Source organism: Mucilaginibacter gracilis, assembly GCF_003633615.1.
GTDB classification, from domain to species: domain Bacteria; phylum Bacteroidota; class Bacteroidia; order Sphingobacteriales; family Sphingobacteriaceae; genus Mucilaginibacter; species Mucilaginibacter gracilis.
In genome coordinates, this window is the sequence record NZ_RBKU01000001.1 from 2,048,397 (window position 1) to 2,074,189 (window position 25,793).

The 25,793-nt window shown below is 42.1% G+C and carries 26 protein-coding genes; 21 read left to right on the top strand and 5 right to left on the bottom strand.

Annotation, left to right across the window (positions count from 1 at the left end):
* Window positions 1-73 precede the first annotated feature (73 nt).
* Window positions 74-1,558 (bottom strand): phytoene desaturase family protein, encoded by a 1,485-nt coding sequence (locus BDD43_RS08825; RefSeq protein ID WP_121197336.1) that lies wholly within the window; start codon window positions 1,556-1,558, stop codon window positions 74-76.
* A 322-nt stretch (window positions 1,559-1,880) separates the two neighbouring features.
* On the opposite strand from BDD43_RS08825, the gene BDD43_RS08830 reads away from it, so the two are divergent.
* The 12 genes from BDD43_RS08830 to BDD43_RS08880 all read left to right on the top strand — a co-directional run bounded on the left by BDD43_RS08830 (window position 1,881) and on the right by BDD43_RS08880 (window position 10,575).
* The gene (locus tag BDD43_RS08830; protein WP_246001501.1) at window positions 1,881-2,726 is read left to right on the top strand and encodes a phytoene/squalene synthase family protein; all 846 of its coding nucleotides are present in this window, start codon (window positions 1,881-1,883) and stop codon (window positions 2,724-2,726) included.
* Window positions 2,723-3,256 carry a hypothetical protein gene (locus BDD43_RS08835; protein ID WP_121197337.1) on the top strand — a complete coding sequence of 178 codons (534 nt, stop codon included), beginning with the start codon at window positions 2,723-2,725 and terminating at the stop codon, window positions 3,254-3,256. The genes BDD43_RS08830 and BDD43_RS08835 overlap by 4 nt, the downstream gene beginning before the upstream one ends.
* Window positions 3,253-3,936: a lycopene cyclase domain-containing protein gene (locus tag BDD43_RS08840; protein ID WP_121197338.1), complete on the top strand. Its 684-nt coding sequence runs from the start codon at window positions 3,253-3,255 to the stop codon at window positions 3,934-3,936. The genes BDD43_RS08835 and BDD43_RS08840 overlap by 4 nt, the downstream gene beginning before the upstream one ends.
* A gap of 33 nt (window positions 3,937-3,969) precedes the next feature.
* A complete protein-coding gene (locus BDD43_RS08845) occupies window positions 3,970-4,215 on the top strand; it encodes a cytochrome b5 domain-containing protein (RefSeq protein ID WP_121197339.1) in 246 nt (81 codons plus the stop codon).
* 503 nt (window positions 4,216-4,718) lie between these two features.
* A complete protein-coding gene (locus BDD43_RS29955) occupies window positions 4,719-4,877 on the top strand; it encodes a hypothetical protein (RefSeq protein WP_162847008.1) in 159 nt (52 codons plus the stop codon).
* A 107-nt stretch (window positions 4,878-4,984) separates the two neighbouring features.
* Window positions 4,985-5,746 (top strand): phosphosulfolactate synthase, encoded by a 762-nt coding sequence (locus tag BDD43_RS08850; RefSeq protein ID WP_121197340.1) that lies wholly within the window; start codon window positions 4,985-4,987, stop codon window positions 5,744-5,746.
* Between the two features lie 226 nt (window positions 5,747-5,972).
* Window positions 5,973-6,773, top strand: a complete 801-nt coding sequence (locus tag BDD43_RS08855) for a shikimate dehydrogenase family protein (RefSeq protein WP_121201936.1) — start codon at window positions 5,973-5,975, stop codon at window positions 6,771-6,773.
* The gene (gldD, locus tag BDD43_RS08860; protein WP_121197341.1) at window positions 6,746-7,348 is read left to right on the top strand and encodes a gliding motility lipoprotein GldD; all 603 of its coding nucleotides are present in this window, start codon (window positions 6,746-6,748) and stop codon (window positions 7,346-7,348) included. The genes BDD43_RS08855 and gldD overlap by 28 nt, the downstream gene beginning before the upstream one ends.
* 49 nt (window positions 7,349-7,397) lie before the next feature.
* On the top strand, window positions 7,398-8,270 hold the full coding sequence (locus BDD43_RS08865) for an META domain-containing protein (RefSeq protein ID WP_121197342.1): 873 nt from the start codon (window positions 7,398-7,400) through the stop codon (window positions 8,268-8,270).
* 40 nt (window positions 8,271-8,310) lie between these two features.
* Window positions 8,311-8,952, top strand: coding sequence for an MBL fold metallo-hydrolase (locus BDD43_RS08870; protein WP_121197343.1), 642 nt, complete (start codon window positions 8,311-8,313; stop codon window positions 8,950-8,952).
* 12 nt (window positions 8,953-8,964) lie between these two features.
* A complete protein-coding gene (locus BDD43_RS08875) occupies window positions 8,965-10,191 on the top strand; it encodes an ABC transporter permease (protein ID WP_121197344.1) in 1,227 nt (408 codons plus the stop codon).
* A gap of 12 nt (window positions 10,192-10,203) precedes the next feature.
* Window positions 10,204-10,575, top strand: coding sequence for a hypothetical protein (locus tag BDD43_RS08880; protein WP_121197345.1), 372 nt, complete (start codon window positions 10,204-10,206; stop codon window positions 10,573-10,575).
* A gap of 134 nt (window positions 10,576-10,709) precedes the next feature.
* On the opposite strand, the gene BDD43_RS08885 is transcribed toward BDD43_RS08880, so the two are convergent.
* Window positions 10,710-12,941, bottom strand: a complete 2,232-nt coding sequence (locus BDD43_RS08885) for a transglycosylase domain-containing protein (protein WP_121197346.1) — start codon at window positions 12,939-12,941, stop codon at window positions 10,710-10,712.
* 3 nt (window positions 12,942-12,944) lie between these two features.
* Window positions 12,945-15,851, bottom strand: coding sequence for a type IX secretion system periplasmic lipoprotein PorW/SprE (porW, locus tag BDD43_RS08890; protein ID WP_121197347.1), 2,907 nt, complete (start codon window positions 15,849-15,851; stop codon window positions 12,945-12,947).
* 107 nt (window positions 15,852-15,958) lie between these two features.
* Between porW and BDD43_RS08895 the strand changes: the two genes are divergently transcribed.
* From BDD43_RS08895 to BDD43_RS08935, 9 genes are all read left to right on the top strand, one after another.
* A complete protein-coding gene (locus BDD43_RS08895; protein WP_121197348.1) occupies window positions 15,959-16,183 on the top strand; it encodes an AtpZ/AtpI family protein in 225 nt (74 codons plus the stop codon).
* Window positions 16,180-16,569, top strand: coding sequence for a hypothetical protein (locus tag BDD43_RS08900; protein ID WP_121197349.1), 390 nt, complete (start codon window positions 16,180-16,182; stop codon window positions 16,567-16,569). Before BDD43_RS08895 ends, BDD43_RS08900 begins: the two co-directional genes overlap by 4 nt.
* 14 nt (window positions 16,570-16,583) lie before the next feature.
* Window positions 16,584-17,684: a F0F1 ATP synthase subunit A gene (gene atpB / locus BDD43_RS08905; protein WP_121197350.1), complete on the top strand. Its 1,101-nt coding sequence runs from the start codon at window positions 16,584-16,586 to the stop codon at window positions 17,682-17,684.
* 48 nt (window positions 17,685-17,732) lie between these two features.
* Entirely contained in the window at window positions 17,733-17,942 is a 210-nt protein-coding gene (atpE, locus tag BDD43_RS08910; protein WP_121197351.1) for an ATP synthase F0 subunit C, read from the top strand.
* A gap of 93 nt (window positions 17,943-18,035) precedes the next feature.
* Entirely contained in the window at window positions 18,036-18,533 is a 498-nt protein-coding gene (atpF, locus tag BDD43_RS08915) for a F0F1 ATP synthase subunit B (protein ID WP_121197352.1), read from the top strand.
* Window positions 18,534-18,635: 102 nt separating this feature from the next.
* Window positions 18,636-19,181, top strand: coding sequence for an ATP synthase F1 subunit delta (gene atpH / locus BDD43_RS08920; RefSeq protein WP_121197353.1), 546 nt, complete (start codon window positions 18,636-18,638; stop codon window positions 19,179-19,181).
* Between the two features lie 34 nt (window positions 19,182-19,215).
* Entirely contained in the window at window positions 19,216-20,790 is a 1,575-nt protein-coding gene (gene atpA, locus BDD43_RS08925) for a F0F1 ATP synthase subunit alpha (protein ID WP_121197354.1), read from the top strand.
* Window positions 20,791-20,880: 90 nt separating this feature from the next.
* Complete coding sequence (gene atpG / locus BDD43_RS08930) at window positions 20,881-21,792, top strand: ATP synthase F1 subunit gamma (protein WP_121197355.1); 912 nt, start codon at window positions 20,881-20,883, stop codon at window positions 21,790-21,792.
* Between the two features lie 136 nt (window positions 21,793-21,928).
* Window positions 21,929-23,518: a PAS domain-containing protein gene (locus BDD43_RS08935; protein ID WP_121197356.1), complete on the top strand. Its 1,590-nt coding sequence runs from the start codon at window positions 21,929-21,931 to the stop codon at window positions 23,516-23,518.
* A 96-nt stretch (window positions 23,519-23,614) separates the two neighbouring features.
* Here BDD43_RS08935 and BDD43_RS08940 read toward each other — a convergent pair whose 3' ends face one another.
* Complete coding sequence (locus tag BDD43_RS08940; RefSeq protein WP_121197357.1) at window positions 23,615-24,760, bottom strand: IS481 family transposase; 1,146 nt, start codon at window positions 24,758-24,760, stop codon at window positions 23,615-23,617.
* A 118-nt stretch (window positions 24,761-24,878) separates the two neighbouring features.
* Complete coding sequence (locus tag BDD43_RS08945) at window positions 24,879-25,721, bottom strand: oxidoreductase (protein ID WP_121197358.1); 843 nt, start codon at window positions 25,719-25,721, stop codon at window positions 24,879-24,881.
* Window positions 25,722-25,793 lie beyond the last annotated feature (72 nt).

Consider the following 25,793-nt stretch of genomic DNA (forward strand, 5'->3'; position numbering starts at 1 on the left):
ATAAACTCAACATATATATAGAAGATGGCCCGTTTTAAACAGCGGGCCATTTTTATTTTGGGTTATAATACCATTACTCCCCTGTCATCAACTTCATCGCTTCTTTAGCTGCTACCTGGCCCGATATTAAAGCCGGCGGTACTCCAGGGCCCGGCACGGTTAGCTGGCCGGTGTAGAGCATGTTTTTTACCTTTTTGGCTTTCATGCTCGGTTTAAAAAATGCCGTTTGGGCAAGGGTGTTGGCCAGGCCATAAGCGTTGCCTTTGTACGAGTTGTAATCGTTTTTAAAATCGGTTAGGGCGTAGCTGCGTTTTACAACAATGTTGTTGCGGATGGTTTGGCCGGTAATGGCTTCAAAGCGATCCATCATAATGTTGAAATACTTTTCTCGGGTTTCTTCATCGTCGTGCAAATCGGGAGCCAGGGGCATCAGGAAAAATAAATTTTCGCAACCCGGAGGTGCAACGCTATCATCGGTTTGTGATGTACACGATACATAAAACAATGGCTTATCCGGCCATTGCGGATCGGTGTAGATGTGGTGGGCATGGAGATCAAAATCTTCATCAAAAAATAAATTGTGATGTTTTATGCCCGGTAACTTTTTGTTAACGCCAATAAAATACACCAGGCTTGAGGGCGACATGGTGCGGCCATCCCAGTGCTTTTCGGTATAGTTGCGGTATTGTTTATCAAGTAGTTGCTGGTCAACAAATTTATAGTCGGCCCCGGCAATAATAAAATCGGCGTTAAATGTGCCCTGGTTGGTATCAACAGATTGTGCTTTGCCGTTAACTACATTTATTTTTGTTGCGGCGGTGTTTAACTTAATTTGTACACCTAAGCCGGTAGCAACGCTAACCATAGCCTTTACAATTTCGTTCATGCCGCCCATAGGGTACCAGGTGCCCAGTGATAAATCGGCATAGTTCATGAGGCTGTACATGGCCGGGGTATTTTGGGGCGTGGCACCTAAAAACAGCACCGGGAACTCCAGCAGTTTAATTAGTTTAGGATTAGTAAAATACTTGCGCACGTGCTTGCTCATACTACTGAGCATTTGAATGCGCAGGCTTTCGCGGATGAGGCGCAGATCAATAAATTCGGTAATGGAGTGCGAGGGGCGAAAAACATAATCGCACATGGCAACCTCATATTTGTATTTGGCCTGTATTAAAAACTGCTTTAAGCCTGCGCTGCTGCCGGGCTCAATACTATCAAACAATTGTTCAAGTTGCTGCATACCGGCGGGTACGTCCATCTCGTCGTTATCGCCATAATAAATGCGATAGCCGGGGTCTAACCGGGTAAGCTGATAGTAGTCGGTTACTTTTTTGTCAAACAGGGCAAAGTAATTTTCAAAAACGTCGGGCATCCAATACCAGCTTGGGCCCATATCAAACTTAAAGCCGTCTTTCTCCCAAACACGTGCCCGGCCACCGGGCTGATCGTTTTTTTCGAGAATGGTAACCTTATGGCCTTCTTTTGCCAACACGGATGCGGCGGATAAACCGGCGAAACCGGCACCTATAACGATAATGTTTTGGGGGTTGTTCATGTTTAATTTGCCTGCAAATTAAGCAAATGTTAGAGATATTAGCGAAGCTATAATATATAGTGATAGTGGTGTGACAACGAATGTTTTTGAACCGAAAGTGTTGTTTTTTGGGTTAAAAAAAAGAAAAAGCTGGCTTTAAGTTATTAGCACGCAAGCTTGCCATATGTGCTAAAATTGCAGGAGCTGTTTTGAAAGTTTTACTAAGCATGCAATGTGCGCAATTTTTAAGCGTTTTTTTGTTAATGATGAATAGGATACGCTTTTAGTTTGTTTTTTATCACTGCTGATTGAATGATAAATTATATATAAGTTTGTGAAGCGTATGGCCAACCAAATGGATTTGTATACCGAAACCTGCTTTAAGTGCAGTAAAGTAATTACCCATCAATACAGTACTTCGTTCGGCATGGGCATAAAAGCCTTTGATAAGGGTTGCCAGGATGCTATTTATGCTATTTATGGTTTTGTACGCTATGCCGACGAAATTGTGGATACTTTTCACGGGCACGATAAAGCAAAACTGATTGCCGGTTTTAGGCTGGAAACCTTTATAGCCATTGAGCAGGGCATTAGCCTTAACCCGGTTTTACAATCGTTTCAATACGTGGTTAACAAATACCGTATTGAGAAGGATTTGATTGAGGCCTTTTTACGATCGATGGAGATGGACCTTGAAAAAACGGCTTACACAGAAACAGGCTATCAGGAATATATTTACGGTAGCGCGGAGGTTGTGGGGCTGATGTGCCTGCGGGTTTTTTGCAGTAACGACGATGAACTGTACAGAAAATTACTGCCGGGGGCGCGTAGCCTTGGTGCGGCTTTTCAGAAAGTGAATTTTTTGAGAGACGTGCGGTCGGACTTTGAGGAGCGGGGGCGCACCTATTTCCCCGGTGTGGATTTTGCCGGTTTTACCCTTCGCGATAAGCAGCTAATAGAGGCCGATATTCAGCAAGATTTTGATAATGCCATTACCGGGATACGCGGCCTGCCCAAAGCTGCCAGGTTGGGGGTTTATGTGGCGTATGTGTATTATTTACAGCTTTTTAAAAAAATAAAAGGTATTTCGCCGCAGGTTATACTGCAAAAACGAGTACGCATTAACGACGGTTATAAAATGGCACTATACGTTAAGGCCCTGTTAAAGCAAAGGTTTAATATGATATGAGGGGTTTATTTTTAGCAATTATTTTAAGCTTTACGTGCGCCGTTTGCCGCGCCGATGGCCAGCCCGACCTTAAAGTGCTGCGCAAACAATTGTTGTTGGCTATTGATAACGGCCGCGTTACCGATTCGTTATACAACGCGCTTAACCTGTCGGCAAAGAAAACACCGCTTACCACCGCCTATATTGGCGCGCTTGATGCCCTGAAGGCAAAGCACACCTGGAACCCTTATAACAAGATAAAGTACTTAAACTTATCGGAAAAGCAACTGCAACAGGCTGTTAGCCAAGATCCGCATAATATTGAAATATTGTTTATGCGGTTTTCTATACAGCATAATGTACCGGGTTTTTTGGGTTTTGGCAAAAACCTTGATGCCGATATGCAGGAGATGTTAACCCAGCTAAACCGTAAAAATTATGGCACCGCCGATAAAGAACTTACCATAAGCATTATTAAATTTTTGATAGACTGCAAACGCTGCACCGTGGTAGAAAACGATAAGCTTTATAAACAATTGGCCGCTTTATGACGCATTATGCTTACCTGTTTATTAACATTGCTACCGTGTTTTTCCCTATTGTGCTATCGTTTGATAAGCGCGTAGCTTTTTACAAAAGCTGGAAATTTATTTGGCCCGGCATGGCCATAACCGGCTTTATATTTTTAGCCTGGGACATACTTTTTACCCTTAATGGCGTTTGGAGCTTTAACCCTAATTACATTTTGGGGCTAAGCATTGCAGGGCTACCGCTTGAAGAGGTATTGTTTTTTTTAACCGTGCCCTTTGCCTGCATTTTTATTTACCAGTGCCTTAACTACTACGTTAAATGGAAACCTGCCGATTTTATTGTTGGCGTAATGTGCAGTGCCACTGTGGTATATAGCTTGCTAAACTGCTGCTTTAACTACCATAAACTTTATACCCTGGTTACCTTTGGCACACTGGCGCCTTTGCTTATTTACATACAGTTTGTGTTGCGCGCAAAGTGGCTAAACCGTTTTTTTATGGCCTATGCAGTTACTTTGATACCTTTTTATATTGTTAACGGCATACTAACGGGCGTGCCCATTGTGCTTTATAACAACGCCCAAAACCTGGGCACCAGGGTAGGCACCATACCGCTGGAAGACCATTTTTACTTAATGGCGCTATTGCTGATGAATATTGCCTTTTTTGAATATTACCGTAAAGGCAAAGCGGTTAATTAGTTATTAAGTTATTAAGGTTTTGAATTAAAAAGCATGTTAGGCACTCCGCAACTACCAACCTATACCAAAAGCCAACTGGCCCTGCGTAACGGGCAAGACAAGCCCCAAATATGGGTTGCCTACCTGGGCATGATATACGACGTTACCGACAGCCGCCTATGGCGAAACGGCAAACACTACGAACACTGGGCCGGGCAGGATTTAACCGACGAACTGAAGGATGCCCCGCATACCGAAAAGGTGTTTGAAAAGTTTGTTGTGGTTGGGGTGTTGGGGTAAGGAGCGGCTATCTGCTCTAAACAGGAAAAGCGCAAATTTAATTCTTACAATATCCCCCCAGATCAATTTTGAAGGATTGAATGATTGAGGGATTGAATGGGGATTTGGTGCTATGCTTATTTTTGAATGATGCTGATGTGGAAAACGCAAAGCTTGAAACAGGAAAATCACAGATTTAATTCTTACAATACCCCCCCCCAGATTAATTTTGAAGGATTGAAGGATTGAATGATTGAGGGATTGAATGGAAGCTACAAAGCTTGGAAACATGAAAAGCACAAATTTAATTCTTACAATATCCCCCCCCCAGATCAATTTTGAAGGATTGAATGATTGAAGTATTGAATAGGGATTTAGCATCATTGGTTATTTTTGAATGGTGCTGATGTGGAAACTGCAAAGCTTGGGAATTGGAAAAGCACAAATTTAATTCTTACAATATCCCCCCCCAGATTAATTTTGAAGGATTGAATGATTGAGGGATTGAATGGAAGCGACAAAGCTTGGAATTAAGAAAAGCACAAAATAAAATCTTACAATATCCCCCCCCCCAGATTAATTTTGAAGGATTGAATGGCGATTTGCTATTGCGCTTATTTTTGAATGGTGCTGATGTGGAAGCCTTAAAGGCTAGCATTAAGATAAGCGCAAAACTGCTGTAAAAATCTCAAATCATATTTTTTTTTGAGAAGCTCTTTTTTTTTTCGGATATTTGCCTGGAAAACTTATGGTTATAGTCTATAACCATAAGTAATAATAAAAACACACAATGAACTATCATTTAAACAACCTCCCCGAGCGCCAGGTTAAACCCCGTCAGCATGGTTTAACTATGGTGATGGATAAAGGCTTAAGCTGCCGCCAGGTAGAAGATTTTATTGAAGTAGCCGGTCCGCATTCGGATATTGTAAAATTAGGTTGGGCTACGTCGTTTGTTACGCCCAAACTCGAAGAAAAATTACAGATATACCGCGATGCCAAATTGCCGGTATACTTTGGGGGTACCTTGTTTGAGGCTTTTATTATTCGTAACCAGTTTGACGATTACCGCCGCATACTCGAAAAATATAAAATGGAGTACTGCGAAGTGTCTGATGGTTCTATCACCATAGAACACGATATAAAATGCGAATACATCCGCAAGTTAAGCGAGCAGATAACCGTAATATCCGAAGTGGGCTCAAAGGATGTGCAAAAAATATTTGCGCCCTACAAATGGATTAAATTAATGAACGCCGAAATTGAAGCCGGCTCGTGGAAAGTAATTGCCGAAGCTCGCGAAAGTGGCAATGTAGGCATCTACCGCGATTCGGGCGAGGTGCGCCAGGGTTTGGTTGATGAGATATTAACCCAAATACCGCAAGAAACCATTATATGGGAAGCTCCGCAAAAAGCACAGCAGGTTTGGTTTATTAAGCTACTGGGTGCCAATGTAAACCTGGGCAACATTGCACCGTTTGATATGATACCCTTAGAAACCCTGCGTTTAGGCCTCCGCAGCGATACCTTCGATCATTTTATTAATTTGTGATTTTAGCGATTTAGGATTGATTTCACCGATTTTTGTTTTTGATTTCACCGATTATTAGGATTGATTTCACCGATTTTAATTTTATTGCGAATTGCTGATTTTTAAAATCAAACAAACCGTGTAGTTTTGGTTGTTATATACAAGCTGGTTTAAATCAATCCATCGGCGCAATCAATTCTAATAATCGGTGGAATCAAATGCAATCGGTGTAATCAAAAAAAACAATATGAAACACTTCGGGCTAATAGGTTATCCGCTCACACACTCCTTTTCAAAAAAGTATTTTGAGGATAAATTTACGGCAGGCAAAATTACCGACCACCAATACGATCTGTTTCCGCTCGAACATATATCCGGCCTGCTGCCCTTAATACACGAATACCCCGACTTGTGCGGATTGAACGTAACCATTCCGCATAAAATAAGCGTGATGAAATACCTGGACTGGGTTAATCCCGACGCTAAAGAGGTTGGCGCAGTTAACTGCATCCGCATATCCAGCGAAAGCCCGGTTATGGCGGCCTTTAACGGTGAGGTAGGTATAAAAGGTCACGATTTTAGGTTAGAAGGGTTTAATACCGATATTTATGGTTTCGAAATGTCGTTAAAACCATTGCTCACCAACGCGCATCAAAAAGCGTTAATACTGGGTAACGGCGGCGGCGCAAAGGCCGTAAAATTTGTATTGAACCAGTTAAATATCGAGTACACTTCGGTAGTGCGCAGCCACACCCCAAACACCATTTTGTTTACCGATGTAACCGAAGAGATGATGATGGAGCATAAACTCATCATCAACACAACGCCCTTGGGTACATCGCCCAACGTAAACGAATGCGCACCAATACCCTATCAATTTATAGGTAACGAGCATTTATTGTACGATGTGGTTTATAATCCCGAAGTATCGTTGTTTCTGCAAAAGGGCCTTGAGCATAACGCCACTATAAAAAACGGCTACGAAATGCTGGTACTACAGGCCGAAAAATCATGGGAAATATGGAACTCAAAAACCATACATCCGTGAGGTTTACTGCTTGGGTAATTGTACTGGCCATGCTGTTATCGGCTTGCGGCGGCAACCGCGATTATTCGCCAAAGCCGCGCGGCTTTTTCCGTATCGAGTTTCCGGCTAAGGCTTACCAGCAATACAATGGCGGCTGCCCCTTTACTTTCGATTATCCAAAATATGCCGTTGTTGAGCTTGATAGTATGCGCGGCTCAAAACCTTGTTGGTTAAACGTACAGTTTCCGCAATTTAAAGGCACCCTGCATTTAAGTTACGAGGAAATTACCTCCAAAAAAATGTTTAATGAGTTGGTTGAAGATGCCTACCTGTTTGCATCAAAACATACCGCCAAAGCATCTTCTATAGATGAAGCCTATATTGCCCACCCCGAGCGAAAGGTTTATGGCTTGTATTACACCATAGACGGTAACACGGCATCAAACGCCCAATTTTTTTTAACCGACAGTACCCACCACTACCTGCGGGGCGCACTATACTTCCGCACCGAACCACGGCTTGATTCTATCCAACCCGTACTCACCTTTATCAAAAAGGACATGGATGTTTTGATAAAAACTTTAAAGTGGAAGTAACATTAGTGTAATCCCTAATTGCTATTTTAGCAAACCTTATTCCTTATCAATGAAAAATATTTACCTTTTGCCAATGGCTATGCTCTTGCTTTTTTCGTGCAAAAGTAGAACCGCTTCAACCGTAACTCAATCCGATTCTGCCGCAAGTAAAGCAACTTTAGTAAAAGAGACAGAAGATCTACGCAAGAGGTTTATGCCGATGATTGAAGGGGTCTGGGTTAAAAAGGTTTACATTAATTCAATTGTAAAAACGCGATCGCCGTATCAATCACAGGCAAAATTGAATGACGTTGCGAGCATAATCGTTAAATTGAATAACTTAAAAAAAGATAGTATTATGGCCGGATATAGTTTGAACAACCATGAGGGGGGTGATTTTACCGTATTTTTTAAACTGGGACTAAAACCAACGTCCCTCAAAACAAATTTGCCCGACTACGAAAATCAAATAAATTTTTACGAATTGGGATATAGTACGAAAGGCGCAGATACAAGTTTGATACTGTATCATTGCAATAAACGCAACAAAATAATAGATAGTGTTATTTATACCCGGGTGGTTAGATCAACATCTAGCACTGATGCAGGTTACGGAATAGACTATATTACCAATAAAAAGCTATTTACCGGCAAATACGAGTTGATTGATATTAACGGGCACAAATCCACAGTCAATTTTACTGACGATGGTAAAATATCCGGTTTTTTAAGTTTTGCAAAATATGATGTGAATACCGATTTTGTTGCCGGTCCGGGAAATAACATCGACGACATTATTTTTGATTTATACACCAATGTGTCTGCCGATTTTGCATACCGGTTTGATGCCGACACTTTAAAACTATTTAAAATCGATTATAATGCCGATTCAACTTTATTAAACTTTGGCGATCTTAGATATAAATTAATTAAACAGAAATAACATTACATCACAAACCTGTGTAAATGTTTACTTTTGATGCATGTTACAAGTACAGGCATTTCCTAACAATCCTTTCCAGGAGAATACTTATATTGTTTTTGAGGATGGTGGCGATTGCGCCATTATTGACCCCGGCATGTACACCGCTGCCGAGCAAAACGCGGTGGTTAACTTTATAAAGCAACACAAATTAACGCCCGTTATGCTGCTGGCAACCCATTGCCACATCGACCATGTTTTGGGTAATAAATTTGTTTTCGATCAATACGGCCTAAAGCCACAGTTTCATAAAGGCGAGTTACCTTTACTTAACGATGCCCCCACACGCGGCGCCCAGTTTGGTATGCGTTATGAACTTGGTCCAATGCCCGATACCTTTTTACAAGAAACCGGAACCATTAAATTAGCCAATAGCACCCTGGAGTTAATATTTGCACCGGGCCATTCGCCTGCTCACTTGTGTTTTTATGCCCCTGCCGAAAACTTTTTAATAGCCGGAGATGTGCTTTTTCGCGGCAGTATAGGCCGTACAGATTTACCCGGTGGCGATTTTAAAACACTGATAACTAACATAGAGCAAAAGCTGTTGCCCCTTCCCGATAACTGTATTGTATATCCAGGCCACGGCGAGGATACCACCATTGGTTTTGAAAAGGCAAACAACCCTTTTTTAATTGATTAACCCCGCCCGCAATTGAATACATCTATTTATATAGCCCGGCGATACCTTTTCTCAAAAAAAAGTACCCATGCCATTAATATTATATCGGGCATATCTATGCTGGGTGTTTTTATTGGCAGCGCGGCGCTCATTATTATACTATCGGGCTTTAACGGGTTCGAGAAAGTTATTATCGAGCTGTTCAATAATTTTAGTCCGCAAATAAAAATTGAGCCTGTAAAGGGCAAAACCTTTAACCCCAACCAACCCTATTTTAACGAGCTTCATAAAAATGCCGCCTTGTTTTCGTTTTCAGAGGTGCTTGAAGAGAAGGCCCTGATAGCCTACGGCGACCGCAAAACCATTTGTATTGTTAAAGGTGTTAGCACCGAATTTTTAAACAACACCGATCTGCAAAAGATAATCGTAGCCGGTAAGTTTAAACTCAACGCCCACAACCAGCCCTCGGCAGTAATAGGCAGTATTATACAATCAACCCTGTCGGTAAACATTAACGATCAGTTTACCGCTTTGCAGGTTTATTCGCCAAAGCGCAACGTAGTAAACTCAATTAATCCAGCCGATGAGTTTGTGCAACAGAGCATTTACCCGGCGGGCGTATTTTCCATTCAGCAAGATTTTGATAACATCGTAATCACGCCGCTATCCTTCACCCGCGCTTTGCTGGAGCAACCGGTAGAAGTATCGTCGCTCGAACTTAATTTTAAACCCGGCACCGATGTTGATAAAATGCAGCAGGAAATACGGCAAAAGGCCGGGCCCGCGTTCACCATTAAAAACCGGCGCGAGCAAAACGAAGCTTTATACCGTATTTTAAACCTCGAAAAAGGGGCAACTTTTTGCATCCTCACGTTTATACTCATCATTGCTATTTTTAATATAGTAGGCTCGCTAACCATGCTGGTGATGGATAAACGTAAAGATATTGCCATTTTAAGCAGCCTGGGTGCAGGCCGGATGCTGATACAGGGCATCTTTTTTTTCGAAGGTATGTTAATCTCGTGGATAGGTTGTTTTGGTGGCATTGCGGTTGGCTTGCTGTTTTGCCTGGCGCAATTGCAGTTTGGCTTGATAAAAATGGGCAGTGCAACCAGCGTGCTTGATGCTTACCCGGTAGATTTGCAATTTAGCAACGTATTGCTTGTTTTTTTTACCGTAACGGTTATATCGGTAATAGCGGCAGCAATTAGCGCAAGGGTTAGCGTACAAGGATTAGACGAAATCAAACAGGATTTGTAAATTTGTGCGCCTATGAAATCAAAATTAAAATTATCTGCCGCTTGTTTACTACTCCTGTCGCTGGCTGTAGGCTGTGGTAGTTCCGATAAAAAAAGTACTTCCGGTGTTGTTTACAAAGGGGTTTATAAATTTGGCCCGCAGGAAAAATCGTTTAATGACTGCGAAACCGGAACCGACTTTTGGGCCACCGATAAAGCAGGACTTGAGCAGGAATATGCTAAACTAAATTTCCAAAAACCTTACGAACCCGTGTATGTAGAGGTTGAAGGCGACAAAATAAAAGCCACCAAAGCCGATGCCCTTGATGCCCAGTATGACAGCATTATCGTAATAAAAAAGATAGTTAAAATAACCAAGGTTATCCCGCAGGATATGTGTAATTGAAATTACAAAAATCTTGTCATTGCGAGGAACGAAGCAACCGCACGGAGGCAATAATATTCACCCTCAATATGGGCTTGGCTTATGTGCGGTTGCCACGCTATCGCTTGCAATGAGAAGGTGAGAATACTTCCCCTCTAAAAATTCAACTTCTTATCAGCCTCCGTTGTTCCAGGTTGGTAGGCATTGCAATCTAAAGTAATAGTTAACGGCGTTTTTGGCTGGTCAAAATCAACATTCTTTTTAATACCCAGGTCGGTATTGGCGTATACACGTTTCATGTACATGGCAAAAATGGGCAGTGCCGAGTTAGCGCCTTCGCCTAACGATGTTGAGCGGAAATGTATATCGCGGTCTTCGCAGCCTGTCCACACACCGGTAACCAGTTGCGGGGTAATGCCAATAAACCAGCCGTCGGAGTTGTTTTGCGTTGTGCCGGTTTTGCCGCCAATAGGGTTGTTTAAGCCGTAGCGATATTTTAAACGTGTGCCCGTTCCGTCTTCAATAACACCTTTAAGCATGTAGGTCATTACGTAGGCGGTTTGCTCGTTTAATACCTGGGCCACTTTGGGTTTATTTTCGTAAAGTACGTTGCCGTTATGGTCTTCAATGCGTAAAAGGTAAGTAGGCTCAGTCCATAATCCGTGGTTAACAAATGCCGAGTAGGCGCCCGTCATGTCAAACACCGAAGCATCAAACGGACCCAAAAATACCGATGGGTAAGGCTCTATCTGGCTGGTAATTCCCATTTTTTTGGTGAGTTCAACAACAGCAGGTACGCCAACCTCTTTAAGCAAAGCAGCAGTTATCCAGTTTTGCGACCATCCCAGTGCCTGGCGCAAAGTTAAGTCGCCGGCGCGGGTATCGCCGGATGCGGGAGTATAACCATCAGGGAAAGTTACGGGCACGTTAGGGATAACCATACAAGGCGAGTAACCGTTTTCGATAGCTACAGCATAAGTAAACGGCTTGGCTGTGGAGCCAACCTGGCGCATACCTTGCTTTACCTGGTCGTACTTAAAATGTTCAAAGTTAATGCCGCCCACCCAAGCTTTAACGTAGCCTGTGGTAGGGTCCATGCTCATTAACGAATTGCGCAAAAGCATTTTGCAATACACAATCGAGTCGATGGGTTTCATGGTGGTATCAATATCGCCCTTCCAGGTAAAAATATTCATTTTGGTGGGTGTATTAAAATCCGCCTTAATTTCCTCGTCCGATTTTCCCTCCGCTCTTAACTCCCGGTAGCGGTCGCTGCGGCGCATTCCGGCATCAAGTAGGGCCTTAAAGGTAGGTATGCTTTTCCAAAGGCTTATGCCTTTCCAGTGTTGGTTAAACTGGTTTTGCAAAATGCGCATGTACTCTTTCTGCGCTTCTTCGGCATACTCCTGCATGGTGGCGTTAATGGTGGTATATATTTTCAGTCCATCGCGGTCAAGGTCATAAGGTTTGCCATTATTGTCTATTGATTTTTCTTCAAATATCTTTTGTACGTCTCTTTTTAAGTAATCCCTAAAATAAGTGGCGAGGCCCTCATTATGGTCAACCGGTCTAAAATCAAGGTTAAGGGGTTTTAATTTAAATTCGTCGGCCTGTCCGCTGCTCAAATACCCGGCTTCGGCCATACGGGTTAAAACCAGGTTACGGCGTGCAAGGGCTTTATCGGGATGCCGTATTGGCGAATATTTGCCTGTGCCGTTAAGTATGCCAACAAGCAGTGCAGCTTGGTCTGGCGACAGCTTATCGGGAGTGGTATTAAAATAAGTACGTGCTGCCGATTTAATGCCGAAGGTACTGTAGGCGCCAAAATCAACCGTGTTTAAATACATGGTGATAATTTCTTCTTTGGTGTAGCGGCGCTCAATTCTAACTGCAGTTATTAATTCTTTTAATTTTTGAGGTAAACGCTTAATAAAGCTATGCTCGCGCCCTTTTTCCGAAAATAAATTAAGTGCCAATTGCTGCGTTATGGTACTGCCACCTTGTTTGCTTCCAAATAGGTTATGAATAAAAATGGTAAATATGCGGCTAAAATCTATACCCGAATGGTCGTAAAAACGCTTGTCTTCAGTCGCAACCAAAGCGTTAATAACGTTGGGCGATATATCCTTATAATTTACGTTCGACCGGTTTTCTACGTAGTAAGTGCCCAGCTCTTGCTTGTCCGACGATAAAACAATTGTAGCCTGGTTACTTTTAGGGTTTTCCAGATCGCGGAACGACGGCAGTTTGCCAAATATCTCAAACGCGGTAAGCAATATAATGATAACAACAAATGCAAAACACGCACCTATAAATTTCCATACAAACCAATTGTATCGCCTAATATCCTGGGGTGTTAATTTATTATTTTCGGTTTTAATCCACATGGGTTAATAATGTTTTTGGTAGAAGTCAAAATAGCTATCTAAAGTTTTCTTGTCAGCTAATTTATCCAGATTTTCCTGGGTAATAATAAAAAAGTTGTATTTATCTGCCGTTACCTTCATAATATCGGGCAGTAGGGGCGCAATGGCACGTGCGTAATCTTTAGCGGTAGCCAGGCTACCAAAGCGGCCAACGTATATAAGCTGATGATCGGCAACGGGTTTTAACTGGTGTTTAATGGTGGTATTAGGCGGCAGGTTGGCCCTGTTAAACTGCCCTATACCAAACCGCGACGATGCCATACTGGTAGTAGCCGTATTTACGTTGATAACAAAAAAGTACTCGGTACTATCCTTCATGTTAAATATAGAAGGTGCCTCTTTTACAACCTCGGCTGGTTTGGCGGCATTTACCACTGGCGGCGTAACAACAGTTGCTACCGTTGGTGCAACGGGTTTGACGGCTATTGGGGTTACTGGTTTTTTAACGATTGGTGTAACGGGTTTAGCCACGGCAGGCTGCGTTTTGGCTATAGGCTGCTGCCTTGGTATATAGGTATTATCAACATGAATTGGCCTCAGCAAAAAGGCTATCTCGTTAGGGTCGCTATCGGTTAATACCGGGTTGCGTTGCTGCATATCGGCCTGGTTGGCATCAATAAATAAAAGGTGCAATTTTACCAGTGGCGTTATTAGCCGGTCGTCCGGAAATTTATCGGCAATCTCCTGCAGCTCTTTACGGAAGGGTTCGATAGTTTGCGAGTGACCCAAAGCAACCATGCGCAGGTAATAAACCTGTGGACTTAAACTGTTACCAGGGTATTGTTGCAGCAGTTCATCGGCGCGTGCGGCAGCTTCGGTATATTTGCGGTTGTAAACCTGGTCAAACAACTGGTTGTAGAAGGCTGTGTATTCGGCGTTTTTATCATTCAGCTTTTGATTGAAATCCGGGTCCAGAATAACCTTCGCAAAGTTTGATTCGGGATATTTGGTGAGGATCAAATTTTTGTAATAATCGGATTTAGCCGCGTCAATATCGCTGTAAAGCCGGTACAAGTTGTAATATACCGATGCGATATTAATGTTATCCGGAAAACGGGCCAATATCTTCTCGTAAGTAACTATAGCTTCTTTTTTATCGTCCAGTATGTCGCGGTAAAAATTGGCAATATCGGTATAAGCATTTAAAATGCGGGTGTTTGATTGCTGCATTAAAGCCGGGGTAAGCGGCACGCTTTGCAATATATCTTGCTGAAGCCGGGTTGATAAAACGTTATCATTTGTTTTTTGCGATTGATTTGAATAGGCCATAGAATTCAAATCTTGCAGGGTTGCAGCCAACTGTACATTATTAGTTTCACTGCCCGATTTTACACTCCGGCGCCAGTTATCGGCCAGTTGCCTGTTTCCCCAAACCCTTTTAAAATCGGTAAAACCCTGGCTAACGGCGCTGGTGTTGTAAAAATAAAAGTTGCCGCTAACAGTGCCACCACCTGCGCCGCCGCCTCCGGTACTGCTACTTGGCAAACCACCCGGGCCTCCACCTTTAGAACCTCCGGGCTCGTTAAGTTGGTTAGGGTTTGTGTACGCCCCGCTGTTACTCAAGGCATTGTTGGTATTGTTGCTTATGGTTTGTTGCTGCAAAATTAACGCGTTTACCATGGCCGTAATTTTAGCTCCTCGAGCAGCTTCGTCCATTTTGGCCAACATTTGCAGGGTATCTTCGCGGGCAATAATTTGCAGCCTGTCGGTTAGTAATTGCAGGTTGGCGGCCTTTTTGTAAATGGCCTGGTAACCGGGGTAATTTGGCGAAAGGCTAACCAGCGTACTATCATAATACTTTTTTGAACCCTGATAATCGGCCAGGTTGTTAAAATCAATATCGGCAATGCGCAGGTACGACAACCCTTTTTGATTGAGATTTTTTGTGCTTTTGCGGATAGATAATTTAAAGTTTTTAATGGCCTCCTTAATATTACCCTGTGCTAAATACAATTCGCCTATCTGGTAATAAATCTGGTCTATAAAATCAACATTCTTGTCATCCTTCAATAATCGGCGTAAAGCATCAAGGCGGTTAATTTTTTGTCCGTTTTGTTTTTCCTGTATGCGTATGCGGTTAAGGCTGGCATTAAAGGCCATCTCAAAGGGCGCGTTGCTGTTTGCTATGCGGGTATAATTTAAAACAGCGTCATCGGGCTTGTGGTTATGCTCCTGTAATTGGGCCAAAATAAACGTCCAGCGCAGCTTGTGGGTAATATCATGGCTGTAGCGGATGGCTTGTTTTGCCATAAGCTCGGCATCTTTGTAATGCTCGGTATAAAGGTCGTACTGTAGTTTGGTAGCATAAACATCGGCAATGTTTTGTTGCTTAGGGAAAATGTTAACCAGTGCCGTATCTAAAGTAGTATCGGCAAGGCTTAACTGATTGATGCGCATTAAAGCGCGGGCCTTCCATACACGGGCATCCTGCACCATGCTTTTTTGGCGCGGGTAGGTTTGTATCACATAGTTTAAAAACTCTATCGAGTTAAAAAAGTTGGCCTCCATGTAATTGGCCTTGCCCAAAACCATGTAGGCATCGGCAATGTAATGGCTTTGCTCTTTATTGGCAATAATGGTGTTAGCTTTGGTTATGGCCTGCTCCAGCATTTTATCGGCGGTTGCGCTTTTAGCCGTAGTATCCGGGTAAACGCTTAAAAACCTGTCGTAAGCATCAACGTATGATACCGCATAGGCGGCTTGTTTTTGCGCCAGTATCTCGTTAGCATTAAACAGGATGTTGTAATGCGCCGTAAGGTTTTGCATAGCACGGTTAAACCTGCTCTCTTTCTCCAGCGTGCAACCGGCCAACAGCAATGCCAATAGTCCAAAATAAAGGTTTTTTACAGGTTTATATATTGGTAGTCTCAATATCAGTTTAGTTAGAGTAACAAAATGTTTAGCAAATATATTTGATATATTAATTGTTTAGCCTCAATTTTTTACATTATTCAAATTGATTTAGATAATTTTGACGGATGTCACCAACAAACCCTCCGGATAACAATAACAGGCCCGCTAGTAATTATGCTAAATATAGCGGTATTGGCATACAAATGATTGTAATAATTGGAGTATTTTGTTTTGCAGGCTATAAAATAGACCAGTATGCCGGCCATAAAACACAATGGGTAACGGCTTTATTATCATTAACAGGCGTGTTTGTATCATTATATATAGTAATAAAATCGTTAAAGCAATGAGTGCCGTAAACCGTTTTGTTATTTCGTTTTTGGTATTTACGTTGGTGGTTGCGGTGGCTCCGGCCCTGGTTTACTACACCGGGCACGGCAATGTGCTGGTTAATAAATTTGGTGTAATGTTTTTCTTTTTCTCGGCGCTTACTTTTATGGTTTGCATTGCCGTTATTATAACCAACCAAAAAAGCCAGGCAATGGCGGCCCAGGTGTTTTTAATAGGTACCACGGTTAAAATACTTTTATGCCTTGGTTTTGCCCTCGCTTACCTGCATAAAAACCACGTAAACCACGTTTATTTTTTGGGCTGTTTTTTTTATTTATATTTATTAAATACTGTCTTTGAAGTTTATAGTTTGTTGAGTAACTTGCGCAACTCAAATTTTAAGTAAGAAACTCGCTATAAATGAATTTTAGCCACTTTTTGAACTCAAAAAAAATCATCGTAACGCTGATTTACGCCGTTTTTTTGGCATTTTCAACTGCAAAAGCTTCCGCAGTACAGGATAGTACAGTACGGTTGGAGGCCGAAAAAACCAAAAACGAAAAGGAGTTTAACCCTAGCGAAACCATCCTTGAACACATTGCCGACTCGCACTACATTCACTTTGGTGGAGACTCGTACATGGCTTTGCCGGTTATTTTGTTTACCGATAAAGGTTTAGAATGTTTTTCGTCAGGCAAGCTCGATCATGGTAAACAAACCTTTAAAGGGAAGTACTATACCTACGCTTTAGTTGACGATAAAGTTAACGTTGTTGACGATAGCGGTAATAAAACGCCGGGTAAAACAATCTTTAATTTCAAAGGCCATTTTACCGATCTATCCATAACTAAAAATATTGTATCGTTATGGTTATCTATTATTGTATTGCTTATCGCTTTCCTCAGCGTGGCATCGGCATACAAAAAAACAGTTGGTAAGGCACCCCGTGGTTTTCAATCGTTCATAGAGCCGGTTATCATGTTCGTTCGCGACGATATTGCCATCCCTAACATCGGCTACAAATATCAACGGTTTATGCCATTGCTTTTAACCGTGTTCTTTTTTATCTGGATCAATAATCTTATCGGTTTGGTTCCTTTCTTTCCCGGAGGTGCTAACTTAACAGGTAACATTGCGGTAACTTTGGTACTATCTGTTGTTACTTTATTGGTAGTAAACTTTAACGGCAACAAACACTACTGGAAACACATATTTTTCCCTGGCGATGTACCAATTTGGTTATGGCCTTTGTGGTGGGTTGTTGAGTTGTTGGGTATATTTTCAAGGCCGTTTGCTTTAATGATACGTTTATTCGCTAACATTACAGCGGGCCACATTATTGTGTTGAGCTTAATATCCCTGATATTTGTGTTCAAGGCAGCGGCTGTATCAATAGTATCGGTTCCGTTTGTTGTATTTATGGATGTTTTGGAGTTATTGGTTGCCTTGTTGCAGGCCTTTATCTTCACTTTGTTAACAGCATTGTTTATTGGCACCGCTGTTGAAGAGCATCACCACTAAAAGTTTGTAATTAATTATATATACTATATTCACTTTAAATTTAAAAACATGTTTGGAAGTATTGCTGCGTTAGGTGCAGGTTTAGCAGTTATCGGTGCCGGTATCGGTATCGGTCAGGTTGGTGGAAAAGCCATGGAAGGTATTTCTCGTCAGCCAGAAGCTGCCGGTAAAATTCAAACTGCCATGATTATTGCTGCCGCTCTTATTGAGGGTGCTGCATTATTCGGTGTGGTTGTGTCTTTCCTGGGATTGAAATAATCAACCCTTAAAAAAACAAAAACTGTACTTGAAGCGATTGGCGACAGGTACAGTTTTTAAAAATTGAATTACGAGCATAATTAATAAACAAATATGAATCCATTAGTTACCCCCGATCTTGGACTTGTTGTTTGGACAAGCGTAGCTTTCCTTATCCTGTTCTTCATCCTGGCAAAGTTTGCGTGGAAACCTATTATGGCTGCCATCGACGAACGTGAGCGTTCGATAGAAGATGCTTTACTTAAAGCAGAGGCTGCCAAAGAAGAGATGACCCGCTTAACCGCCGAGAACGATACTTTACTGAAGCAAGCCCGCGCCGAACGCGATTTGATTTTGCGCGAAGCCAAACACTTGAAAGACCAGATAGTGAGCGAAGCAAAAGAATCGGCACTGAGAGAAGGTAACAAGATGATTGAAAAGGCACGCATGGAAATTGACAGCCAAAAAGCAATAGCTATGGCCGAAGTTAAAGGGCTGGTTGCCGAACTATCTATCGAGATTGCCGAGAAGGTTTTGCGCAAGCAATTTGAAAAAGCAGATAAACAGGACGAGCTAGTTGCTGATTTGCTAAAGGATGTGAAATTAAATTAAGTACCAGGCCATGAGTCATGAGCCGGGAGTCAGAAGTCTGTAGACGATGACTTTTGATTTGAAGACTCTGGACTGCGGACTAAAGACTATAGACTGAAAAAAATGTCAGAATTAACAGTAGGAGCCAGGTACGCCAAATCGCTTATCGACCTTTCGCTGGAGGAGAACATCCTCGAGCAGGTGAAAAACGATATGGAGCTTTTTATAGATGTTGTAAAACAAAACCACGAGTTATACACGGTTTTGCGCAACCCTATTATATCGCACGATAAAAAAGTAAAAATACTTGAAGCTATTTTTGGTGCTAAGGTTAGCAAAGCTACTATAGCGTTTTTTAAAATAATGATAACCAAAAGCCGCGGCGAAGTTTTATATTACACCGCACAAGAGTTTATCAACCAATACAATACCAAAAATAACATTGTTAAGGCATTAGTTACATCGGCTACGCCTTTATCGGCAGCAAACCAACAACAAATTGCGGCTTTGGTACAGGCCGAAATTGGTGGTAACATTGTACTGCAAACCAAGGTTGACCCTAATTTAATAGGCGGCTTTGTTTTAACCGTTGGCGATAGGCAGGTTGATACCAGCATAGCCAGCAGCTTAAAGAAATTGAAAACAGAATTTGCCCAGAAAGCAGTTTAATATATAGTAAAAACAAAACTCTAAAATAAAAAAAATGGTAGAGGTAAGACCAGACGAAGTTTCAGCAATATTGCGTCAGCAATTGTCGGGCTTCAAGTCAGCATCTGAATTAGAAGAAGTAGGTACCGTACTCCAGGTGGGTGATGGTATTGCCCGTGTTTATGGATTAACCAAAGTACAATCTGGCGAGCTTGTTGAATTTGACGGCGCTTTGCAAGGTATAGTATTGAATTTGGAAGAAGACAATGTTGGTGTTGTATTACTTGGCGCAAGCGATGGTGTTAAGGAAGGCGATACTGTTAAACGTACCAGCAAAATTGCATCTATTAAAGTAGGTGAAGGTATGCTTGGCCGCGTTGTTAACACGCTTGGCCAGCCTATTGATGGTAAGGGCCCAATTACCGGCACCACTTACGAAATGCCTTTAGAGCGTAAAGCCCCCGGTGTAATTTACCGCCAGCCGGTTACCGAGCCTTTACAAACAGGTATTAAAGCTATTGATGCCATGATACCTATTGGCCGTGGCCAGCGTGAGTTGGTTATTGGCGATAGGCAAACCGGTAAAACCGCCGTTTGTATTGATACCATTATTAACCAAAAAGAATTTTACGAGGCCGGCAAGCCGGTTTATTGTATATATGTGGCCATTGGCCAAAAAAACTCAACAGTAGCAAACATACTGCGTACTTTGGAAGAAAACGGCGCCATGCCTTACTCTATCATTGTAGCAGCTTCGGCGGCAGACCCTGCCCCGATGCAGTTTTTTGCTCCGTTTGCAGGTGCTGCAATAGGCGAATTTTTCCGCGATACAGGAAGGCCTGCTTTAATTGTTTATGATGATTTATCAAAACAAGCCGTAGCTTACCGCGAAGTGTCGTTATTGTTGCGCCGTCCACCGGGCCGTGAGGCTTACCCTGGCGACGTGTTTTACCTGCACAGCCGTTTGTTAGAGCGTGCCGCTAAAATCGTTTCGGTTGATAGCATTGCGCAAGACATGAACGATTTGCCAGAGTCAATCAAACATATTGTTAAAGGTGGTGGCAGCTTAACAGCATTGCCTATCATCGAAACTCAGGCCGGCGACGTATCGGCATACATCCCAACCAACGTAATTTCAATTACCGATGGGCAGATATTCCTGGAGTCTAACTTGTTTAACGCAGGTGTTCGCCCGGCTATTAACGTAGGTATTTCGGTATCACGTGTGGGTGGTAATGCGCAAATCAAATCAATGAAAAAGGTTGCCGGTACATTAAAGTTAGATCAGGCTCAGTACCGCGAGTTAGAGGCTTTCTCTAAATTTGGTTCAGATTTGGATGCATCAACCAAAACCGTTTTAGATAAAGGTGCCCGTAACGTTGAAGTGTTAAAACAAGGCCAGTTTTCGCCTTTAGCTGTAGAAAAACAAGTAGCCATTATATACATCGGTACTAAAAACCTGATGCGTAACGTGCCTATCAATAAAGTTAGAGAATTTGAAGCCGACTTTTTAAGCCAGTTAGAACTACGTCACCCAGAAGTATTGGTAAGCCTAAAGGCCGGTAAATTTGATGATAGTTTAACCAGCGTACTTGAAGCGGTAGCTAAAGATTTGACTGGAAAATATTAATTATTTAGTATCGAGTATCGAGTATCAAGTATCAAGATGAAAATCAAAGTACTTGATACTTGATACTAACTACTTGATACCAAAAAAAGAATGGCAAACTTAAAAGAAGTAAGAAACAGGATAGCCTCCGTAAAATCAACGCAGCAAATCACCAAGGCCATGAAAATGGTTTCGGCGGCAAAGCTAAAGCGTGCAACCGATGCTATTGTACAATTGCGCCCATATGCTAACAAGCTTAACGATATACTGGCCAACCTATCGGCAAGTATTGAAGAAGGCTCGTCGCCGTATTTAAAAGATAGGGAGCCCGTGCGTGTGCTAATTGTTGTTGTTGCATCAAACCGTGGTTTGGCCGGTGCTTTTAATGCCAACGCTATAAAAACGGCTAACATTTTAATTGCCGAAAAATATAGCGCGCAATTCAAAGCAGGCAATGTTTCTATAGTAGGTATTGGTAAAAAGGCGCAAGAATTTTATACCAGGCGTAAATACAATGTTATTGGTAACCATAACGAATTGTTTAATGCCTTAAATTTCGAAAACGTATCTAAGGTTACCGAAGCCATCATGACGGGCTTTGTAAACGGCGATTACGACCGCGTTGAAGTGGTGTACAATCAGTTTAAAAACGCAGCAATGCAAATTTTAAAATCTGAGCAGTTACTACCGGTACCCAAGGCCGAAAAAAAGGAGCCCGTAAAATCCGAATCTATAAAATCGGCTGTGCCTGTGGCCAATGTTGATTATATATTGGAGCCCTCAAAAGAGGAGATTGTAGAACAACTTATTCCTAAAAATATCAAAATACAGCTATACAAAGCCGTGCTTGACTCTCATGCATCTGAGCATGGTGCCCGGATGACGGCTATGGATAAAGCTACCGATAACGCCGGCGAACTGTTGCGTAACCTAAAGTTATCATACAACCAGGCACGCCAGGCCGCCATTACTACCGAGCTTACCGAAATTGTGAGCGGTGCCGCAGCATTATCCGGCAACTAAAAAAGCCTTTCCAGCTTTAAACCTAATTATACAGGCCCCGTTTTTCGGGGCTTTTTTGGTTTTAGTGCATATTGTAATACAACTAATTGTTTTATCATACGTATACCTTACTTATAGTTATAATCCTGATTAAACTATGAGATTTTGGAACCAGTATAAACGCCTTATTACCAGTAACTGCCTTGTTGTTGATGCAAACATTAACGGTTTGGCCTATTGGCGCAGCAAGTTGTTTTGCAATATCATGTTTTACTTTGCTCCGCTAAGTGTAGTTTCGGTAGTGCCGGGTATCTTCATGTCGTTTAAAATGGATATACCGGGCTTAGGTTTTATTGATATAGCCGCGCTTTTTCTGGCATTCTTTATTTCTGTTAATAGTAAACTAAAGGTGCATGTCCGAAAAATTTTCTTCATCGCATTGTTGTACGTTATGGCAGCTATCTTAATATACTACCTGGGGTCGTTCGGTCCGGGGTTGTTATATCTGCTGGTTATTACTGTGTTTTGCCTGCTCATCTTCTCTAACCATAAAGCCTACGTAAGCGTTGTTATCAATACAATTATTTGTGTTGCCTTTGGCCTTGCCATTTATTTTAATCTTGTGCCAAACTCCATTTTTCAACAATATACAGTTGGCGCTTGGGTTGCGGTTTCAATAAACCTAATTGTTGTAAGTACGATAATAGCGGTGCTTTTGCCACTTATTTTTAATGGTATGCAATTAAGTAACGATAGGTTTGAGATGGTTGCCAGAGCCACATGCGACACCGTTTGCGATTGGGATATAGAAAAGGATACAAGAGTATATAACGATGGCATTTACCAGGTGTTTGGGTATAAAAATGCAGAGGTAGGGACTGATGAAAATTGGTGGTTTGATAAAATACATCCCGACGATGTGCAACAGGTTAAAAAAACGATATGTGAAAGTATTGCCGGTGAAACGATGCAAATGAAAATTGAATTTCGTTTGAGATGTTATGATGGCAATTATAAGTATATCTTATACAGATCGTTTATACAACGGGATAGTAATAAAAAGGCAATAAGAATAATCTCGTCTATGCAGGATATGACTGTGCACAAGGAACGCGAAGCCTGGCTGAAATTAATGGAATTGATTATTACAAACGCTACCGACGCGGTGCTTATAGTTATTCCTAATTTGGATGTTGACCGCACTCCGGAGATAATTTACGCAAATGAAGCTTTCTCTAAGATGACTGGCTATAGTAAAAATGAACTGTTTGGAATGGATGTCAGAACATTTTATGGGGCCGAATCAGATATGGAAGAGGCTGCTAAATTGATGGAAACTTTGCGAAAGGGCGATATTTATAAAGGTGAACACCTCAACTATAAAAAGGACGGAACACTTTTTTGGAACGACAAAACTATTTCGCCTATTAAAGACGATGAGGGTAAAATTATTTATTTTATCTCCATTGAAAGGGATGTTACTGCGCGCCGCAACTACATACACGCGATAGAAAATCAAAACAAAAAACTCAAAAAAATATCGTGGACGCAATCGCACATTGTAAGGGCACCGCTAACGCGTATTATGGGTTTGGTTAACTTGCTTATTACCACGCCCGAAGACGCTATTCGCACTTCAGAAATATTGGGTTATATGGATATTTCGGCAATAGAATTAGATACAGTGATTAGAGACATCATTAAAGATGCCGAAGATGATGTTAACTCCGGCATCTTTGATGCTTAGGTGCTGGTAAAAACAATTAAGCACCCTGTTGTAAGGTTAAATAGCCAAACAACATCCGTGTAAATAGCCACAATTTGATCTGACAGTTGTGTTGTTTTATAAGTTGTCAGATGTGATTTGTGAATGTAACCATTTCTCTTCCAAATGCACTGACTCAGATTCTTCTGAGCCCTTTTTGTGAGGGCTCTGAAGAATCTGGTCTTCGGCGAGCCTCTCCAATAACTTTTCCTGTGCCAATGGGATGCTGTCGATCAGTGTTTGCATAGGTGTTTTACCGAAGCAGTATTTTCCGCTATGCGTCCGTTCATTGTTGTAATTGTACATCCACCTGTCCAGATCCGCCTGCAATTCAGCTATGCTACGGTATATCTTTTTTCGGAAAGCAATAGCATAGAACTCATCTTGGATAGTGCGGTGAAAGCGCTCGCAGATTCCATTGGTTTGTGGACTTTTAGCCTTTGTTTTGGTATGGTCTATGTCTTCAATGGCCAGGTATAACTGGAACTCATGCTGCTCTCTTGACCCGCAATATTCGGTTCCTCTATCGGTCAATATCCGAAGCAGGCGCAGATCATGCTGCTCATAAAACGGCACCACTTTGTCATTAAGCATCTCTGCTGCAACCAATGCATTCTTTCGGTCATATAGCTTAGTAAAGGCCACTTTAGCGTAAGTATCGATAAATGTTTGCTGATAAATATGGCCAACACCTTTAATGTTACCGACATAGTAAGTGTCCTGCGCACCCAGATAGCCGGGATGGTGTGTTTCTATTTCGCCATGCGCTTTCTTTTCTTCCTTAGCCTTCTCCAGCGCAACTACCTGTGCTTCGGTTAAGACCAATCCTTCCTGTGCCGACTTGGCCTCCAATGCCTTTAAACGAAGCTTAAAAGTTTGCAGATCGTGTCTTAACCAAATACTTCTTACACCTCCGGGAGATATCAATATACCTTGCTTTTTAAGCTCGTTAGATACTCTCAACTGACCTAAGGCCGGCTGATCTATCGCCATCTCAACAACAGCTTTTTCTACATGCTCTTCTACACGGTTCTTGAAGATCGGCTTCCGTCGACTGATTTCCTGAAGGGCCAGTTCGCCGCCCTGATCGTAAAGTTCCTTGAATCTGTAAAAGCTATCTCGCGAATAGCCCATCACTTTACAGGCCTGCGATACGTTTCCTAAATGCTGGGCAAGCTCCAATATGCCCATCTTGTTTTTAATGATCTTTGCTTGGGTTGTCATAATACTAATCTCTGTTACGTGTTTTAAATTATTGTAACTGTCAGATTAAATTGTGACTATCTCACTTGTAATGCCCAATGTATTTAAACACTACGCATTTAGATGCGTTAGCTTGGTGTTACTCTCCCGCCGGGAAATCAGCACCAATAGTTGTGGCTTCCCATGTATCAAAATCTCTTTTTAACTCTGTTAGTTTATTGCGGGCGCCTTTTAAGGCGGCTGCACCAAGTAACAAGCGCAGTGGCGGAGTTTCGCTTTCAACGGCGGCAACTATGGCCTTTGCGGCACGTACCGGGTCGCCGGGTTGGGCGCCGCTGTAACCACGAATGGCGGCTTTATTTTTATGGGCACTATCGCTGTAATCGTCAATTATAATTTTGCTGTTGTTTGCCGACCGGCCCGCCCAGTCTGTGCGGAAACCACTTGGCGCAATTACCGTTACCTTGATACCCAAATGCGCTGTTTCTTTAGCTAACGATTCTGATAATCCGTCAACAGCAAATTTGGTAGCATTGTAAAACCCAACAGCCGGAAAGCCAACCAGGCCGCCTATTGATGCTATGTTTACAATGTGGCCGCTGCGTTTGGCGCGCATTAAGGGTAATACAGCAGTAGTCATGTGGGCCAATCCCCAAAAGTTAATCTCAAACATGCGGCGTACTTCGTCTTCTTCGCTTTCTTCAACCGCACCAAAATATCCAATACCGGCATTGTTAACCAGTACGTCAATTTGCCCAAATTTGGCAACGGTTTGCTCAACCGATGCTTTAATCTCATCGGGCTTGGTAACGTCCAGCTTTACAGCAATAGCCGTATCCGGATAGGCTTCAACAATATCTTTAACATCGGCAATATTACGGGCAGCAACAGCGGCTTTGTAACCTAATTGTAAAACATGACTGGCCAATTCGCGCCCAAAACCTGTTGAACAACCGGTTATTAACCATACTTTATTTTCCATACAGTGTGTTATTTATTTTTAACAAAATAACAGTTGAATTGGCAATTATTTGTCAGCAAATAATCAATTAAT